17 protein-coding genes are annotated in these 14,810 nt (G+C 59.1%); 5 read left to right on the top strand and 12 right to left on the bottom strand.

The features are described from left to right. Nucleotides 1-128 precede the first annotated feature (128 nt). Nucleotides 129-1,061 carry a glyoxylate/hydroxypyruvate reductase A gene (locus LZG00_06040; GenBank protein ID MCF3593555.1) on the top strand — a complete coding sequence of 311 codons (933 nt, stop codon included), beginning with the start codon at nucleotides 129-131 and terminating at the stop codon, nucleotides 1,059-1,061. A gap of 114 nt (nucleotides 1,062-1,175) precedes the next feature. Here LZG00_06040 and LZG00_06035 read toward each other — a convergent pair whose 3' ends face one another. Beyond that, complete coding sequence (locus LZG00_06035; GenBank protein ID MCF3593554.1) at nucleotides 1,176-1,970, bottom strand: SseB family protein; 795 nt, start codon at nucleotides 1,968-1,970, stop codon at nucleotides 1,176-1,178. Beyond that, nucleotides 1,967-2,554 (bottom strand): uracil-DNA glycosylase family protein, encoded by a 588-nt coding sequence (locus tag LZG00_06030; GenBank protein MCF3593553.1) that lies wholly within the window; start codon nucleotides 2,552-2,554, stop codon nucleotides 1,967-1,969. Before LZG00_06030 ends, LZG00_06035 begins: the two co-directional genes overlap by 4 nt. 98 nt (nucleotides 2,555-2,652) lie before the next feature. On the opposite strand from LZG00_06030, the gene LZG00_06025 reads away from it, so the two are divergent. Then, the gene (locus LZG00_06025) at nucleotides 2,653-2,994 is read left to right on the top strand and encodes a metalloregulator ArsR/SmtB family transcription factor (GenBank protein MCF3593552.1); all 342 of its coding nucleotides are present in this window, start codon (nucleotides 2,653-2,655) and stop codon (nucleotides 2,992-2,994) included. Continuing rightward, nucleotides 2,987-4,015, top strand: coding sequence for a permease (locus tag LZG00_06020; GenBank protein ID MCF3593551.1), 1,029 nt, complete (start codon nucleotides 2,987-2,989; stop codon nucleotides 4,013-4,015). The genes LZG00_06025 and LZG00_06020 overlap by 8 nt, the downstream gene beginning before the upstream one ends. A gap of 70 nt (nucleotides 4,016-4,085) precedes the next feature. On the opposite strand, the gene LZG00_06015 is transcribed toward LZG00_06020, so the two are convergent. The 10 genes from LZG00_06015 to LZG00_05970 are packed head-to-tail and all read right to left on the bottom strand — an operon-like array spanning nucleotide 4,086 to nucleotide 11,851. Next, on the bottom strand, nucleotides 4,086-5,783 hold the full coding sequence (locus LZG00_06015) for a Na(+)/H(+) antiporter subunit D (protein MCF3593550.1): 1,698 nt from the start codon (nucleotides 5,781-5,783) through the stop codon (nucleotides 4,086-4,088). After that, entirely contained in the window at nucleotides 5,776-6,123 is a 348-nt protein-coding gene (locus LZG00_06010) for a hypothetical protein (protein ID MCF3593549.1), read from the bottom strand. Before LZG00_06010 ends, LZG00_06015 begins: the two co-directional genes overlap by 8 nt. 11 nt (nucleotides 6,124-6,134) lie before the next feature. Further along, complete coding sequence (locus tag LZG00_06005) at nucleotides 6,135-7,592, bottom strand: monovalent cation/H+ antiporter subunit D family protein (protein MCF3593548.1); 1,458 nt, start codon at nucleotides 7,590-7,592, stop codon at nucleotides 6,135-6,137. Continuing rightward, complete coding sequence (locus LZG00_06000; GenBank protein ID MCF3593547.1) at nucleotides 7,592-9,178, bottom strand: monovalent cation/H+ antiporter subunit D family protein; 1,587 nt, start codon at nucleotides 9,176-9,178, stop codon at nucleotides 7,592-7,594. Before LZG00_06000 ends, LZG00_06005 begins: the two co-directional genes overlap by 1 nt. Further along, a complete protein-coding gene (locus tag LZG00_05995; protein MCF3593546.1) occupies nucleotides 9,178-9,612 on the bottom strand; it encodes a cation:proton antiporter subunit C in 435 nt (144 codons plus the stop codon). The genes LZG00_06000 and LZG00_05995 overlap by 1 nt, the downstream gene beginning before the upstream one ends. Further along, complete coding sequence (locus LZG00_05990; GenBank protein MCF3593545.1) at nucleotides 9,612-10,055, bottom strand: Na(+)/H(+) antiporter subunit B; 444 nt, start codon at nucleotides 10,053-10,055, stop codon at nucleotides 9,612-9,614. The genes LZG00_05995 and LZG00_05990 overlap by 1 nt, the downstream gene beginning before the upstream one ends. Continuing rightward, the gene (locus LZG00_05985) at nucleotides 10,055-10,588 is read right to left on the bottom strand and encodes a DUF4040 domain-containing protein (protein MCF3593544.1); all 534 of its coding nucleotides are present in this window, start codon (nucleotides 10,586-10,588) and stop codon (nucleotides 10,055-10,057) included. Before LZG00_05985 ends, LZG00_05990 begins: the two co-directional genes overlap by 1 nt. A 29-nt stretch (nucleotides 10,589-10,617) precedes the next feature. After that, the gene (gene mnhG / locus LZG00_05980; protein MCF3593543.1) at nucleotides 10,618-11,049 is read right to left on the bottom strand and encodes a monovalent cation/H(+) antiporter subunit G; all 432 of its coding nucleotides are present in this window, start codon (nucleotides 11,047-11,049) and stop codon (nucleotides 10,618-10,620) included. Beyond that, on the bottom strand, nucleotides 11,046-11,366 hold the full coding sequence (locus LZG00_05975) for a monovalent cation/H+ antiporter complex subunit F (protein MCF3593542.1): 321 nt from the start codon (nucleotides 11,364-11,366) through the stop codon (nucleotides 11,046-11,048). Before LZG00_05975 ends, mnhG begins: the two co-directional genes overlap by 4 nt. Next, nucleotides 11,366-11,851 (bottom strand): Na+/H+ antiporter subunit E, encoded by a 486-nt coding sequence (locus tag LZG00_05970; GenBank protein MCF3593541.1) that lies wholly within the window; start codon nucleotides 11,849-11,851, stop codon nucleotides 11,366-11,368. Before LZG00_05970 ends, LZG00_05975 begins: the two co-directional genes overlap by 1 nt. A gap of 445 nt (nucleotides 11,852-12,296) precedes the next feature. Between LZG00_05970 and LZG00_05965 the strand changes: the two genes are divergently transcribed. Together LZG00_05965 and LZG00_05960 are read left to right on the top strand one after the other, a co-directional pair. Next, a complete protein-coding gene (locus tag LZG00_05965) occupies nucleotides 12,297-12,956 on the top strand; it encodes an ATP-binding cassette domain-containing protein (GenBank protein ID MCF3593540.1) in 660 nt (219 codons plus the stop codon). After that, nucleotides 12,934-14,775: a capsule biosynthesis protein gene (locus LZG00_05960; GenBank protein ID MCF3593539.1), complete on the top strand. Its 1,842-nt coding sequence runs from the start codon at nucleotides 12,934-12,936 to the stop codon at nucleotides 14,773-14,775. The genes LZG00_05965 and LZG00_05960 overlap by 23 nt, the downstream gene beginning before the upstream one ends. The last annotated feature ends 35 nt before the right edge of the window (nucleotides 14,776-14,810 follow it).

Genomic DNA, 14,810 nt, shown 5'->3' with positions numbered 1-14,810 from the left:
CACCCGCCCCGATTCGCCGCCGCGCCGCACCCTTAACCCGACCGTACGCCGCGTTGACAGTCGGCCTTGCAATGCCCCAGCCCAGCGTCCACCCTGCGCCGCAAACCCTCCTTAACTACAGGCAACAAATGTCCGTCAATATCCTCTTCGCCGCCGATCCCAAACGCTGGGCCGAATACGAAAACCCGCTTCATGCGGCACTTGCGAAAACCGGTCTAAACTACTCTCTGCAAACCGAATTTGCGCCCGAGGAGGTTGACTATATCGTCTACGCCCCAAACTCTGACGTTCAGGATTTCACCCCCTACACCCGCGCCAAGGCTGTGCTTAACCTCTGGGCGGGCGTCGAACATGTCGCGCCCAACAAGACGCTGAAAATCCCGCTGGCCCGCATGGTTGGCGGCGGTCTCACCCAAGGCATGGTCGAATGGGTCACCGCCCACACCCTGCGCCATCATCTCGGAATCGACGCCCATATCGTAAACCCCTCGCATGACTGGAAAACCTCCGTCCCGCCCATCGCCGCCGAACGCCCGGTCACGATCCTCGGCTTTGGCGAATTGGGCCTCGCCTGCGCCCGGGCCCTGCGCAACCTTGGCTTTCCTGTCACCGGCTGGTCACGCTCGCCCAAGAACATTGAAGGCATCCCCTCAACCCATGGCCCCGACGGGTTGACGCAGGCGCTCAGCGGCGCTCAAATCGTCATCCTCTTGTTGCCCGACACCCCTGCAACCGAGAACACGCTCAACGCCGAAACCCTCGCCCTCACGGCCCCAGGTGCCTTTATTCTCAACCCCGGACGCGGCACGCTGATTGACGATGATGCACTGCTCGACGCACTTGATAACGGTCAGATCGCCCACGCCACGCTCGACGCATTCCGCACCGAACCCCTGCCGCAAGAACACCCTTTCTGGGCGCACCCAAAGGTCACTGTCACACCGCACATCGCCTCTGCCACCCGCCCGTCACCCGCTTCCGAAGTCATCGCCGAAAACATCCGGCGCGGCGAATCGGGCGAGCCGTTCCTCCATCTGGTCGATCGCAGCGCCGGATACTGACGTGCACCAGGTTAACCAGCGTCACGCCCAGATCGGCTAGCCTATGGCGTGACGCAACTTGCCTGCTGCGCAACATCACTCAAACGACGAAACCTGCGCCCGCCTCGTTCATTTTCACTTAAGAAGTGGCGGCTTGTTCGGGTCCATCCCCGGCGCCGCGCCGGGGACCTGCACGCTCTCATCCTCTTTCGGTTCGGGCAATTCGATCCAATACCCGACCGCGCGGGCTTTTTCAGCCACCGCGCCCGCCCCGGAAAAGAACGCAATATCAAATCCTTGACTCTGGGCGCCCAGAAAAGCCTGCACCTCTCCCATCGCCTTGGCCAGCGCCGCTTGCGCCTCTGGCAATGCATCAAAAATCGCCAGCATATGCCCCGTTTGGCCGCCCTCGAACTCTGCCTTCACAAAGCTGGCGGCCCGTGCCACCCCCGCCATCCGCATCAGCCGCGCCTCAATCGTCGACAGCACGGCCTCGCCCAATTCCGGCGCTGCGATGTCTCGCGCCACCGCGCCCTGCATCTCTTCGGGCGCGGGTTCCAGCATCTCGGCCAGCCAATCCACCGCCTCGCCCGGTAACATGATCGACGATGGCGCAACCTCGGGGTTGAGCGCCAGCCCGATCCCTTGCCCCTTCAACATCGCGACCAACGCCCGCCCCGTCAAAGCACCATAAGGTGCAGCGCTCCCGACAAAATCGGCCAGCCGCTCCTCCTGGTCAAAAACCAGCACGTAAGACCCTTCGTCAAACGCGAATACTTCGGGCTCCAGACTTCCGCCCTCGGCCTCGCGCACCAGCAACAAGAACAGCTCGCTATCGGCCAGATGTTGATAAAATCCGCGCCGCGCCACCTCGTCTTCGGGCGCCGCCTGCATCGCGTTATGCGCGTGATCCAGCGATGTCGTGTTCATGGGCCTAACGCCTCCCCAACGGCCTTGCGCAATTCGGGCAAAAGCTCGGCCTCGAACCACGGATTTTTCTTCAGCCATGCGGTATTGCGCCACGACGGATGCGGCAAGGGGAAAACCCGCGGCGCATGATCGCGCCAGCCCTCGACGGTCTGCGTCACCCCGCTCTTCACCCCCATATGCCAACGATGCGCATAGCCCCCCACCACCAGCGTCAGACGCACGTTGCTCAATTCGGCCATCACCCGTTCATGCCATGTCTGCGCGCAGATTTTTGGCGGTGGCAGATCGCTGCCACGCGAATCATACCCCGGAAAGCAAAACGCCATGGGAACGATTGCGAAACTCTTGCGGTCATAAAATGTGTCGCGATCCACGTTCAGCCATTCACGCAGCCGATCACCAGAAGGATCATCAAACGGCACCCCGCTCTCATGCACCCGCGCGCCCGGCGCCTGCCCTGCAATCAAAATGCGCGACTCGCGCGAAAACCATGCCACCGGGCGCGGTTCATGCGCCGTCTTAGTGGCCGCGAACACCTCGGCACAAATTCGGCACGCCCTGATTTCTTGCACCAGCTTTTCCATGCCTTCATCCTAGCGCCCTCAAACCGCAAGTTTCAATAGTTCGACAATTCTCGAATTAAAACTCGACAAGCTCTCAATGTTTCGATATTTCTAGAATCATGAAACATTCTGATCCCACCAATCTCGACCTGATCCGCGCCGCCTCAACCTTCGCAGCACTTGGATCCGAGCAACGCCTCACGGTCATGCGCACGCTGGTGCGCGCCGGCCACGCGGGCCTCACCATTGGCGAGCTTGGAACGCGCTCTGGCGTCACCGGCTCGACCCTCACGCATCACATGAAGATCCTGTCCCAGGCCGGGCTGGTCAACCAGACCCGCAAGGGACGACAGATCATCTGCGCCGCCATCGCTTACGGCGAATTGCGCGGCCTCTCCGAATTCCTCCTGCGCGAATGCTGCGCCGATGCCCCTTCCAAAAAAGAGTCCAGTAATGACTGATATCCCCCATTCCTCCCCCCGCTTTGCGTGGAAGAACATAGACAAGGCATGGCTCGCTCTCGCGGTGATCCTCGCGCTCATCGCGCTCATCGACTTGCCGCAATTGCAGCCCACCGTGACCTTCGCCATCGGCGCACTCGGGCGCACCGCGCCCTTCATCCTCTTTGCCGTTGCCGCCGTCGCCTATATGAAAGCCACCGGCGCGGAAAACCTTCTCGCCAAGGCTTTTGAGGGGCGCGAGACCCGCATGATCGTCATGGCGGCCCTGCTGGGCGGCCTCTCGCCCTTCTGCTCCTGTCAGGTCATCCCCTTCATTGCCGCCCTTCTGGCTATGGGCGCACCACTCTCCGCCGTGATGGCCTTCTGGCTGGCCTCGCCCCTGATGGACCCCGCCATGTTTTCCATCACCTCCGGCACGCTCGGCTTCGATTTCGCTATCGCCAAAACCCTGGCTGCCGTCAGCGTCGGCCTCTTGGGCGGCTTCGGAACGATGCTATTCAAATCCTCGCCCGTCTTCACCAATCCCCTGCGTGAAAAGCCGCAAGTCGGTGGTTGCTGCGGCGTCAAGAAACCCTTCTCTGACAAACCACAATGGAAGTTCTGGCAAGAGAGCGAGCGTCGCCTCGCCTTTCGCGACAGCGCGGTTGAAAATGGTGTCTTTCTGCTGAAATGGCTCACGCTGGCCTATGTGCTGGAATCGCTGATGATCCGCTACGTGCCTGCTGAAATGGTTGCCTCGGTGCTTGGCGGCGAGGGCCTCCAACCCATCCTTCTCGGCGCGCTCGTCGGGGCTCCGGCCTATCTCAACGGCTACGCTGCCGTGCCGCTGGTCGATGCCCTTCTGGATCAGGGCATGGCCCAAGGTGCCGCGATGTCCTTCGTGATTGCGGGCGGGGTAAGCTCCATTCCCGCCGCCGTCGCGGTCTGGGCGCTGGTCAAACCACGGGTGTTTGCGGCCTATCTCGGCTATGCCATCCTCGGCGCAACGCTGGCTGGTCTGGCGTGGGGTGTCGTCGCCTAAAGGCCATATCCGAAACCAGAGGCGATGACCGGCCAACGCTGGTCATCGCAACCCGCTGACGTGCGGCCTGTCAGCTCAGGAAATTCACCATCATCGTCACGCCCAACAGGATCGCGATCCAGATCACCATCGCACCCGTGGGCCAAGACTGCGCCAGTCGCCCTTCCGGTCCGGTGGAGAATTGGAAGCGTCGGAAAATCCCCATCGCCCATCCACTAATCAGACCAATGAGATACGCCGCGCTCGCCTGCCACGCCGCATGAAGATAGCGCAGAGCCACAGGCCCGGCCTTGCGATAAGTCCAATCTGTATCAAGGTTAACCGATTTCAATTCGGGCGGATAAATCCCTGTCCGCATCAAAACGGTAAAGGCCAGTGCCGAGAACATCAAAAGCTGCAACTGCGTGACAACATGGGTCGTCGTATAAGACTCATACGCCACATCATACGGCAAGAGCGCATAAAGTGGCGCGGGATAAACGCCAACGGCAATACAGAAAAACGCCGTGATCCCCATCGCCAGAAGCATGTTCCAGGGCGCTTCCTTGGGCCGCAAACCGCTGTCATGCGCAAAGAACGCGAAATACGGTATCTTGATGCCTGAATGGTGAAACACCCCGGCCGAAGCAAACAGCAAGATCGCCCAGATCACATAATATTGCTCCTTGGCCGAGGCCGACAGGATCAGCGACTTGGTGACAAACCCGGAAAACAGCGGAAAGGCCGAAATCGACGCCGCCCCAATAACACAGAAAATCATGGTGAGCGGCATGGTCTTGTAAAGCCCGCCCAGTTCCGAGCCCTTGGCGGTGCCAGTGCGGAACAACACCGCGCCCACGCTCATAAACAACAACGCCTTATAGAGGATATGCGCAAACGCATGTGCCGCCGTGCCATTCAGCGCCAGCTCGGTGCCAATCCCGATGCCCACCACCATAAAGCCCAACTGGTTGTTGAGCGAATAAGCCAGAACCCGGCGCAAATCATTTTCGATCACCGCATAGAAAATCGGGAACAGGGTCATCACCGCGCCGATATAGATCAGCATCTCGGTCCCTGCGAACCCACGCGCCAGGGCATAAACCGCCAGTTTGGTAGTAAAGGCCGAAAGGATCACCGTGCCGGTGACAGTCGCCGCCGGATAAGCATCCTGCAACCAGTTGTGCAGCAACGGAAAGGCGCATTTCATGCCAAACGCGATAAAGATCAACCATGTGCCCAGCGATCCAAGCTCCATCCGCTCAAACGCCAAAGCCCCGGTTTCGCGGTAAAGCACAATCGCCCCCGCCAGCAACAAGACCCCCGAAGCGATCTGCACGATCAGATAGCGCATACCCGTGTGATACGCCCCTTCCGTGCGCCGCGCCCAAATCAGGAACACACTCGCAACCGCCGTACCTTCCCAATAGAAGAACAGCGTGATCAGATCACCGGCAAACACCGCGCCAATCGCCGCCCCTGCATAGAGAAGTGCCGCGACCTGTTGCACCGTATCGCGCACATGCCACGCGTAAAGATTGCCCAAAAACGCCGCCAGACTAAAGATCAGCCCGAAAATCCGCGCCAGCGGATCGACCCGCAAAAGCTCAAGCTCAAAGCCGAAGAACCCCACCTGCACAAGCAATCCTCCAGGCAGGTTCCAAACGATCCACCCCGACACAAGCGGCACCGTTAAAAGCAGCAGGTTGCGCAACAACATCGGCAAGCCGGGCAACAGGATCGCCGCGGCAAAGAACAGAAATGCAGGAGGAAGGATCACCTCAGCCATCGTGGTTCACCTTTCCAAGCTGATCCTCGGGATAAGCCTCGGATTCCACATCATAAGGCGCATAGTAATCCTCGTCCCGCTTGAGAAAATACCGCAACCCCTTGGCACAGATCACCAAAAGCGCGCACATGATAAAGCCATAGAGCGCGTAAAACCCTGGCACGTTCTCAATCGGAAAGTAGACATGCTTGTGATAAAAGAAATCCGCCAGAAACAGCGCCGCACAGACCGTATAGATCGTATAAACCAACCGGTTCACGGCCTTGGGGTTGTCGGTCCACAAGAACATTCGCCCGAGAATGGGGAAGCGGCTGGTATCTTCTTTCGGTTTCTCGCTCATGTCTGCCCCCGTCATTTCGCCACCAGCGGCATCAGAAATTCCTGTATCGCCCCGGCATAGAAAAACAGCACCAGACAGCCAAACGCGGTAATCGCAGGCGGCAACCAGACCAACGTGCCCGCCTCGCCCCAGCCGTCATGCGCCTCTTTCCCTTTGAGGAAAAACCCCTTGCCCACCACCGGCAACAAATAGGCGACGTTGAGCAAGGATGAGAGCATCAAGACCCCGATCATCACCCATTGCTGCGTATCGGCCGCCGCCATGATCAACAGCCATTTGCTCCACGACCCGCCCATCGGCGGCAAGCCGATGATGCTGAGCGCGCCAATCAGGAAAGCGATAAACGTCACCGGCATCGCCCGTCCCAGCCCGGTCATCTGGCTGATATCGGTCTTGTGCGTCGCGACATAGATCGACCCGGCGCACATGAACAAGGTGATCTTGCCCATCGCGTGCATCGCGATATGCATACCGCCCCCGATCACGCCCATCGACGTGGCCAAGGCCATGCCCAACGTGATGTAGGAGAGCTGTGAAACCGTCGAATAGGCCAGCCGCGCCTTCAGGTTATCCTTGGTCAGCGCCACAATCGACGCCGCGACAATCGTAAAGGCCGCCACCCACATCAACCATTCGCTCGCGCCCGTCTCGGCCAGAAAGTCGATGCCAAAGATGTAAACGCCCACCTTCAATATGGTGAACACCCCGGCCTTGACCACCGCAACCGCGTGCAGCAGCGCCGATACCGGCGTCGGCGCCACCATCGCAGCGGGCAACCATCGGTGAAACGGCATCAACGCCGCCTTGCCGATCCCAAAGGCATAAAGCCCCAACAAAATCGGCACCAAGATGCCGGAAACATGCCCTTCCAGAATACCGCCAAGACGGAAATCCAACGTCCCGGCCAGCGACCAGGTCCAAATCACCGCCACCAGCAACAGACCGATCGACGTGCCCATCAGGATACCCAGATAGGTGCGCGCGCCCTTGATCGCCTCGGGCGTGCCCTTGTGTGCGACCAACGGATAGGTCGAAATCGTCAGGATTTCGTAAAACAGGAACAGCGTGAACATATTGGCCGAAAAGGCCAGCCCCATGACACTCGCAATCGCCAATGAGAATGACGCGAAGAACCGCGCATGGTCCTTCTCGTTGTTCCCGCGCATATAGCCGATGCCATAAAGATGCGTCAGAATCCAAAGCCCACTGGCCACCAGCGCAAACAGCAGGCCCAAAGGTTCAACATGAAAGGCAATGTCGATCCCCGGCATCACCTCGCCCAAAAGCATGACCTCGCTGGTGCCGTTACCCTCGTTGAACAACACCACCAGCACGCAAAGGAACGTCAGCACCGCCGCCAACAGCGTCATGCTGTCGCGCAGGTTGGCACGCCCGCGCAACACCATGTTGCTCACCATCGCCGCAAAAGGGATCAAAATCGAAAGCGTTATGGCGACCCAGGTTTCCATCACCGCACCACCAATCCGGCCACATCGGCCATGCCTGCAGACCCCTCAATCAATCCCTTCGCGGCGCTGATCGACGCGCCCAGCGTCAGATCGGTGTCCAGCCCGAACCAGATACAAGCGCCCGCCATGATCCACAGCGGCACCAGCATCGCCATCGGCGCTTCATGCACCACGATATCCTCGGCTGGCTGGCTGAGATAAAGCGCCTCGACCATCTTCCAGACGTAGATCACCGCCAAAAGCGACGAGAACACGATCAGAATGGCCAGCGGCCACCATCCGGCCTCAAGTGCCGCCTGCACCAACACCCATTTTGAAACAAACCCGGCGGTCCCCGGCACCCCGATCAGGCTCAATCCCCCGATCACCATCGCAGCCGAAGTCCAAGGCATGGTTTTGCCCGCCCCCGCGATCCGGTCGCAGAACGAATTGCCATAGCGCAGCACAAGCGCACCAACCCCCATGAACAGGGCCGCCTTGGTGATCCCGTGATTGAACAGATGCGCAATGGCGGCGGTAAGCCCGGTCTCGCTGAGCAGGCCGATGCCAAGCAGCATATAGCCGATCTGCGCCAGACTGGAATACGCCAGCAAGCGTTTGAGATCGGTCTGGAATACCGCGATAAGCGACGCGGCAAACATTGCCAGAATGGCCAGCGGCAGGATGATGAATTCCAGCGTCTTGACCTCAAACAGGTATTCCGGCTGAAACACCGAAAACATGAACCGCATCAGCACATAAATCGCCACTTTGGTCGCCGTCGCCGCCAGAAACACGGTCACGGCGCTTGGCGCATAAGTATAGGCGTTGGGCAACCAAAGATGCAGCGGATAGATGGCGGCTTTGAGCCCAATACCCACCACGATAAAGGCAAACGCCGCGCGCACCGTGCGGTTGCCGGTCTGATCCGCGATCCGGTCGGCGATATCGGCCATGTTCAGCGTGCCGGTCGCCATATAGAGCAGACCAAGACCGATCACGAAGAACGTCGCACCGATGGTCCCCATGATCAGATAATCATAAGCAGCGGTCAGCGCGCGGCGGTCGCGCTCGGCCCCTGCCGCGATCAAGACATAGGTCGAAAGCGACGAAACTTCCAGGAAAACAAAGACATTGAAGGCATCGCCCGTAATGGCCACACCCAAAAGACCAGTGAAACACAAAAGGAAACACGCATAAAACAGCGTCAGGTGACGTTCGCCCATCTCGGCCAGAATGCTCACCCGCGCATAGGGCATCACCACCGTGGCAATCCCCGTGACAAGGAAAAGCACAAAGGCATTGGCCGAATCCACCCGGTATTCAATGCCAAGAGGCGGAGCCCAGCCGCCAAGATGATACGAAATCACATCGCCGCCGATCACCCGCATCAAAACAAAGATCGACATGACAAACGAGGCCGTCACCGCACCATAAGCCAACGCCCATGAAAGCCGACGCACACCAATCAGCACAATCAAAGGGGCCGCGCAAAACGGCGCCAAAACCAACAGCAATGGCAATTGATCGACAAGGCCAAGCGCCACATGCGCCGCCGCTTGATGGCCCGCGTCCTGGGCCGCTCCTGCCAGCGTTTCAGTCGCCATTATGCCCGCCCGCCCATAGTGCCGCCATGCAGCCGGGTTTCCTCGGCGCTCATCGCGGTTTCGATCAGAAGGATGTCTTCCTCCTCGATGGTGCCAAACTCCTCACGGATCCGCACAATCAACGCCAATCCCAGAGATGTCGTCGCAATCCCCACCACAATCGCGGTCAGGATAAGAACATGCGGCAGCGGGTTGGAATAGACCACATTCGGGTCAATATTCATGTCCAGCGGAAAGATCGGCGCGGTGCCGCCCGTGACTTTGCCCATCGAGATATAGAGCATGAAAACACTGGTCTGAAAAATGTTCAGCCCGATGATCTTCTTGACGAAATTCCCTTTGGCCACAACGATATACAGCCCGGTCATCATCAAAGTCGTGAACAGCCAATAATTCAGATGGCCAATGACATATTCAACCCAATCAACTGCCATCACCACTCCTCATCACTGATGCGCGGCGGGCGCGCGGCAAAGGCATAATAGATTGCCACCATCACCCCGGTCACCGTCACCCCAACCCCCAGCTCAATTACCAGAATGCCCCAATGCTGGCCGTGCGACGGATGATCCTGCGTGAACGCGCCATAGTTGAGAAATTCATACCCCAAAAGCATGCTGACAACGCCGGTCCCCGCATAGATCAACACGCCCAGCGCCATCAGCTTGTGCACCAGCCACGGCGGAAACACCTGCTTGGCCTGGCGCAGCGAGAAGACAACGCCGTAAAGGATGAACGCCACGGCAAAGATCACCCCGGCCTGAAAGCCCCCGCCTGGCGAATAATCGCCGTGAAACTGCACATAAAGCCCGAACAAGATGATTGTGGAGACCAGAAACTTGGTCACGATCCGCAAGATGAGATGGTGTGACCCCATTACGCGTCCTCCCTCTTGTCACCTTCCGGGCGCCTGCGTCGCCGACGTTTCAACCCGCTGATCAACATCAACACGCCAATCCCCGCCGTAAATACAACCGCCACCTCGCCCAGAGTGTCATAGCCGCGATAGCTGGCCAAAACCGCCGTCACAACGTTCGGCACGCCAATATCTTCGGGGCTTTGGCTCAGATATTCGGGCGAAACATGGGTCTGCGGCGGCGCTGTGTGTGAGCCGAAATTCGGCATGTCCAGCGTACCATAGATCAGCACCGCACCGGTCATCCCGACCACGAAAAGCGGAATCCACGGCGGGCGGCGCGATGGCTTCTCGACCCGACTGGTCAGTGCCAGCGTGCTCAACATCAAAACAGTCGAGATCCCTGCGCCCACCGCCGCCTCGGTAAACGCCACATCGACCGCATCGAGCACGACAAACAACAGCGCCGACAACAGGCTGAACATCCCCGCCAACATCACCGAGGAAAACAGCCGGTTAGTTCGCGTGATGGCGAAAGCTGTCAGCACAAGCATGGTGAACAGCGAGATATCAATAAAGGTATCTATGACTTGTCCGCCTTCTGATAATCGCCGTCATTTTCCTCGTGATCGTCGTCATCCTCGGGCACATCCGACGCGATCAACGGCGCAGGCTCGGCTGCAACCAACCCCTTGGCCACCCGCGGCCGCAACCCCGAGACCAACGCGGCATTGGCCACGGCATGGGTTGCCGTCGGTCCGGTAATGAACAGGAAAATCCCTATGATCAACAACTTGACCGTTACAAGTGAAAGCCCGGCCTGAAGACACATACCAACGGTCAACAAGATGACACCACCCGAATCTGTCACCGATGCCGCATGCAACCGCGCCCAGAAATCCTCCAGCCGCCAGCTGCCAAACGCCCCCACCACAACAAAGAACGCCCCCGACACGATGCAGATCCAGCTCAACGCCTCAACGATCAATGCCCCCGTGATCATATCCATGCTCATGCCCCGCCCCCGGTCTCGGCACCTGTGCTTTTCGCAGGCACACGATCAGACACCTGGGTAACATCACCAATCGCGCGATAGCGGAAAAACTTCAGAACGGCGATGGTGCCGACAAAGTTGATCAGCGCATAGAGCAGTGCGATATCAAGAAAGTCGGGCCGCCCAAACAAGAACCCCATCACCCCGATCAGCAACACGGTATGAGTACCAAACAGGTTCACCGCTAACACGCGGTCATACATCGTCGGCCCTGAAAACGCCCGGATCATCACAAAAATCATGCCCACAAAGATCGCGATGGTCGCCAGCACAAACATCAGCCCTCGCCCCCTTCGCGTTCAAGCTTGCTCACCCGGCGATCCATATCGCGCAGATCTTCAACGTCGCTCGGGCTAAAACACAGCGCATGCACGATAAAGCGGTCCGGCTCGGTCTCGACCGTGATCGTACCCGGCGTCAGCGTGATCGAATTGGCAAAAACCACCTGCCCCAGATCGCTTTTCTGGCTCTGCTTGAGGGCAAACAGATGCTGGCGGGTCTTTGCTTCGGGCGCCATGATCACCCGCGTCACCGTCCAGGTCGCCTTGGCGATTTCACCAAGAAGCCAGATGAAATAGAGCACCGAACGAACGGGCCGCAGGATCAACAGCATCACGTAACCGTCAACGCGGTTCATCCGTTGTGCGAAAAACACCGACAGCAGCACCGAGACCAACCCAAGGCCGATCACCAAAGGCTTATAGACACCCGAAAGCAGCAGCCAAAGCGCACACAGTACGATGATCGACCCAATGATCCGCAAAATGTCGCCCCCCTGTTCTGCCCCGGAACTCTGCCCTGCAACGGTGCCCGCTGTCCGCGTTCATGCCCCGGTCTTTTTCGCACCACTTCTTGACCCAAGTTGGTAACTTTCCCGGTCTGAAATTACAACAGGTTCGCAACCAATTTCGAACGGTTTTGCCCGATTTCACGCCCCCTGCATATCCAAGCCGCTTCCGAGGTGTTCCAAAGGCTTTCCTGACTGGTTTTTGCGCCCGTTTCATCAATTCCCCGCGCACTTCACATTCCGGTGAACCCCCGCCGCCCCCTGCGCCAGAGTCCATTTTTTTCAACCTCACGACACATTTTTGACGTATGGCGTTGTCATAAGACCCCGTGATCCGACATAATGCCGGAGTCATCGGCTAACCAAGCCTTAGGAAAAACCCCGTTAAAAGAGGGTGATGAGAGCAGAACCGGAGCCTGAGATGCTCGTATTTGAAAACGTCAGCAAGTCCTTCTGGACAGGGACACAGCGCAAGGTCATCCTTGATCGCGTATCCTTTCGCGTTGATATCGGTCGCTCAATGGGCATTCTGGCGCCCAATGGTACTGGGAAAACCACTCTTATCAACATGATGGCGGGCCTCGAAAAACCTGATGAGGGCGAAATCCGTCGCTCCTGCCGCGTATCCTTTCCGCTGGGCTTCATGGGCGGCGTCATCTCGAAACATTCGGCCGTGGAAAACAGCCGCTATATCGCCCGCCTCTATGGCCTCGATCCTGATTATGTCGAAGCCTATTGCCGCTGGCTCTGCGGCCTGGGCGAATATTTTGAACAACCGCTTGGCACCTATTCATCGGGTATGCGGTCGCGGTTTTCCTTTGCGCTGATGCTGGCCCTCGATTTTGACATCTACCTGATCGACGAAGGCATGCCCGGCTCGACAGATGTCGAGTTCAACCGCAAGGCGGGCGAAATCCTGCGCGAACGTCTGCGCACCACCACGGTGGTCATTGTCTCGCACAGCCCACAGGTGCTTGAACAATTCGCCACCTCCGCCGCGGTCCTGATCGACGGGCAGCTTGAAATTTTTGACACCTTGGAAGAGGCAAAACAGCTCTATGACTACCAAACCCAAGGCTAGAAAGTTCCGCATCCGCCGCACCACTCCCCCGGAAGGTGTCAGGCAAGCGGCCAACACGGCGCACCCCTCCAGTGCCGCCGAACGCTCGTCCATTTCCGCCGCCCCGGCCTCGACCGCCAAACCCCGCGCCGCCCCCGCACCCAAATCCGGGCCCAAATCCGCCCCCCAACCGATCACCCCGGAAACCCTGACCCGCCCAAGCGCCCCTGCGCCCAAGGCCCCGCCCCGAAAGCGCACTGATTACACGCCGAAAAACCCGCCCGAAACCCAGATCGGCACCCCGGCTGAGGAACAGCCCAGCGCCCAGCTTGGTGACATCGCCTCGGCCCGCGAAACCGCCGCCGAAACCGATATCGACGCAATCCGCCGGGAAGGTCTCACCGGACGCCAACTGCGCATGGCGCGGCGCGTAGCCCAAAAACACGGGCTGGCCCCGATCTCTGATTTTGATGCCGTGCGCCAACTGCGCAAACGCGGAATCGATCCGTTTCAGCGCTCCAACCTGCTCGAACTCGTGGTGCCAGGTGAAAGCGGCGGCGCGGGTGGCGGCAAGGATGGCGGCCTCCCCGTGGCCACCGGCGGCCAGCCCCCCGACATGGGCCGGACTCAACTGCCCCAGACCGTTCAGGTCAAGAAAGCCGGCCTGCCCTCGACTGACACGATGACACCCGCCGACCGTCGGCAGGTCGAAATCATGCATATCCAGCGCGATATCGCGCGTCGGCGCCGTCGCAAGCTGGCGCTGCTGTTCACCCGGCTTTCGGCTTTCGTATTCATTCCCACGATCCTCGCGGGCTGGTATTACTTCGTGATCGCCACGCCGATGTATGCCTCGCACACCGAATTCCTGATCCTTCAGGCCGATGGCGGCGGCGGCGGGCGCATGGGCGGTCTTTTGCCCTCGAACTATGCCACCAGTCAGGACAGCATCGCGGTGCAATCCTACATGCTGTCCAAGGACGCGATGCTCAGGCTTGATGAAGAACATGGGTTTATCGCGCATTTCAGCTCGCCCAAGATCGACCCGATTCAGCGTCTCGCGCCCGATGCCTCGAACGAAAAGGCCTACAAGGTCTACAAGAAATCCGTCAAAATCGGCTATGATCCGACCGAAGGCGTGGTGCGTATGGAAGTGATCGCCGCCGATCCCAAGATGGCCTTTGACTTCTCCGAACTGCTGGTGCGCTTTGCCGAAGAGCGGGTCGATGAGCTGTCACGCAAGAAGCGCGAAGATGCCATGGCCTCGGCCCTCAAAAGCCTGGAGGAGGCCAAGATCGAACGCCGAGAAGCCCAGGCAAATCTTGTCAGCCTTCAAGAAACCCAAGGCGTCGACCCGACCGAGCAACTGGCCGTTCTGCGCCAGCAGATCGCGACCTATGAAAGCGAACTCCTCGAGAAGGAACTTCAACTCGCCGCCCTGCTTGACAACGCACGCCCGAACCGCGCCAAGGTCGACGGCGCGCGCGCCGATATCAACCGTTTGAAATCGCTTCTCACGACGCTCAACAATCGCATGACCGCACAGACCGACAAGGCATCGTCGCTGGCCTCGCGTTCGGCCCAGATCCAGATGGCCCAGGCCGATCTGATGACCGCGGATCTCTTCCTGCAAAACGCCCTGCAAGCCGCCAAGCAAGCCGAGCTCGAAGCCAGCAGGCAGGTGCGCTATCTCACCGTTCCGGTGATGCCGGTCGCGGCTCAGGAGGCGTCGTATCCCCGGTCCTTCGAAAACACCATTCTAGCCTTCCTGATCTTTGCAGGGGTCTATCTGATGGTTTCGCTCACCTCGTCAATCCTGCGCGAACAGGTCTCATCGTAAGGCGACCTTCCCTTTGATCAAATGCTTTATGGGCG

The organism is Rhodobacteraceae bacterium LMO-JJ12, from assembly GCA_021555075.1.
Taxonomy (GTDB): domain Bacteria; phylum Pseudomonadota; class Alphaproteobacteria; order Rhodobacterales; family Rhodobacteraceae; genus JAKGBX01.
The sequence above is the reverse complement of the archived record's forward strand: the minus strand, read 5'-3'. Positions and strand labels throughout refer to the sequence as shown.

What these genes read in the sequence shown, in the direction of transcription:
- LZG00_06040 (MCF3593555.1), top strand. Translation starts at nt 129, where the DNA reads ATGTCCGTCAATATCCTCTTCGCCGCCGATCCCAAACGCTGGGCCGAA.
- LZG00_06035 (MCF3593554.1), bottom strand. Translation starts at nt 1,970, where the DNA reads ATGAACACGACATCGCTGGATCACGCGCATAACGCGATGCAGGCGGCG.
- LZG00_06030 (MCF3593553.1), bottom strand. Translation starts at nt 2,554, where the DNA reads ATGGAAAAGCTGGTGCAAGAAATCAGGGCGTGCCGAATTTGTGCCGAG.
- LZG00_06025 (MCF3593552.1), top strand. Translation starts at nt 2,653, where the DNA reads ATGAAACATTCTGATCCCACCAATCTCGACCTGATCCGCGCCGCCTCA.
- LZG00_06020 (MCF3593551.1), top strand. Translation starts at nt 2,987, where the DNA reads ATGACTGATATCCCCCATTCCTCCCCCCGCTTTGCGTGGAAGAACATA.
- LZG00_06015 (MCF3593550.1), bottom strand. Translation starts at nt 5,783, where the DNA reads ATGGCTGAGGTGATCCTTCCTCCTGCATTTCTGTTCTTTGCCGCGGCG.
- LZG00_06010 (MCF3593549.1), bottom strand. Translation starts at nt 6,123, where the DNA reads ATGAGCGAGAAACCGAAAGAAGATACCAGCCGCTTCCCCATTCTCGGG.
- LZG00_06005 (MCF3593548.1), bottom strand. Translation starts at nt 7,592, where the DNA reads ATGGAAACCTGGGTCGCCATAACGCTTTCGATTTTGATCCCTTTTGCG.
- LZG00_06000 (MCF3593547.1), bottom strand. Translation starts at nt 9,178, where the DNA reads ATGGCGACTGAAACGCTGGCAGGAGCGGCCCAGGACGCGGGCCATCAA.
- LZG00_05995 (MCF3593546.1), bottom strand. Translation starts at nt 9,612, where the DNA reads ATGGCAGTTGATTGGGTTGAATATGTCATTGGCCATCTGAATTATTGG.
- LZG00_05990 (MCF3593545.1), bottom strand. Translation starts at nt 10,055, where the DNA reads ATGGGGTCACACCATCTCATCTTGCGGATCGTGACCAAGTTTCTGGTC.
- LZG00_05985 (MCF3593544.1), bottom strand. Translation starts at nt 10,588, where the DNA reads ATGCTTGTGCTGACAGCTTTCGCCATCACGCGAACTAACCGGCTGTTT.
- mnhG (MCF3593543.1), bottom strand. Translation starts at nt 11,049, where the DNA reads ATGAGCATGGATATGATCACGGGGGCATTGATCGTTGAGGCGTTGAGC.
- LZG00_05975 (MCF3593542.1), bottom strand. Translation starts at nt 11,366, where the DNA reads ATGTTTGTGCTGGCGACCATCGCGATCTTTGTGGGCATGATTTTTGTG.
- LZG00_05965 (MCF3593540.1), top strand. Translation starts at nt 12,297, where the DNA reads ATGCTCGTATTTGAAAACGTCAGCAAGTCCTTCTGGACAGGGACACAG.
- LZG00_05960 (MCF3593539.1), top strand. Translation starts at nt 12,934, where the DNA reads ATGACTACCAAACCCAAGGCTAGAAAGTTCCGCATCCGCCGCACCACT.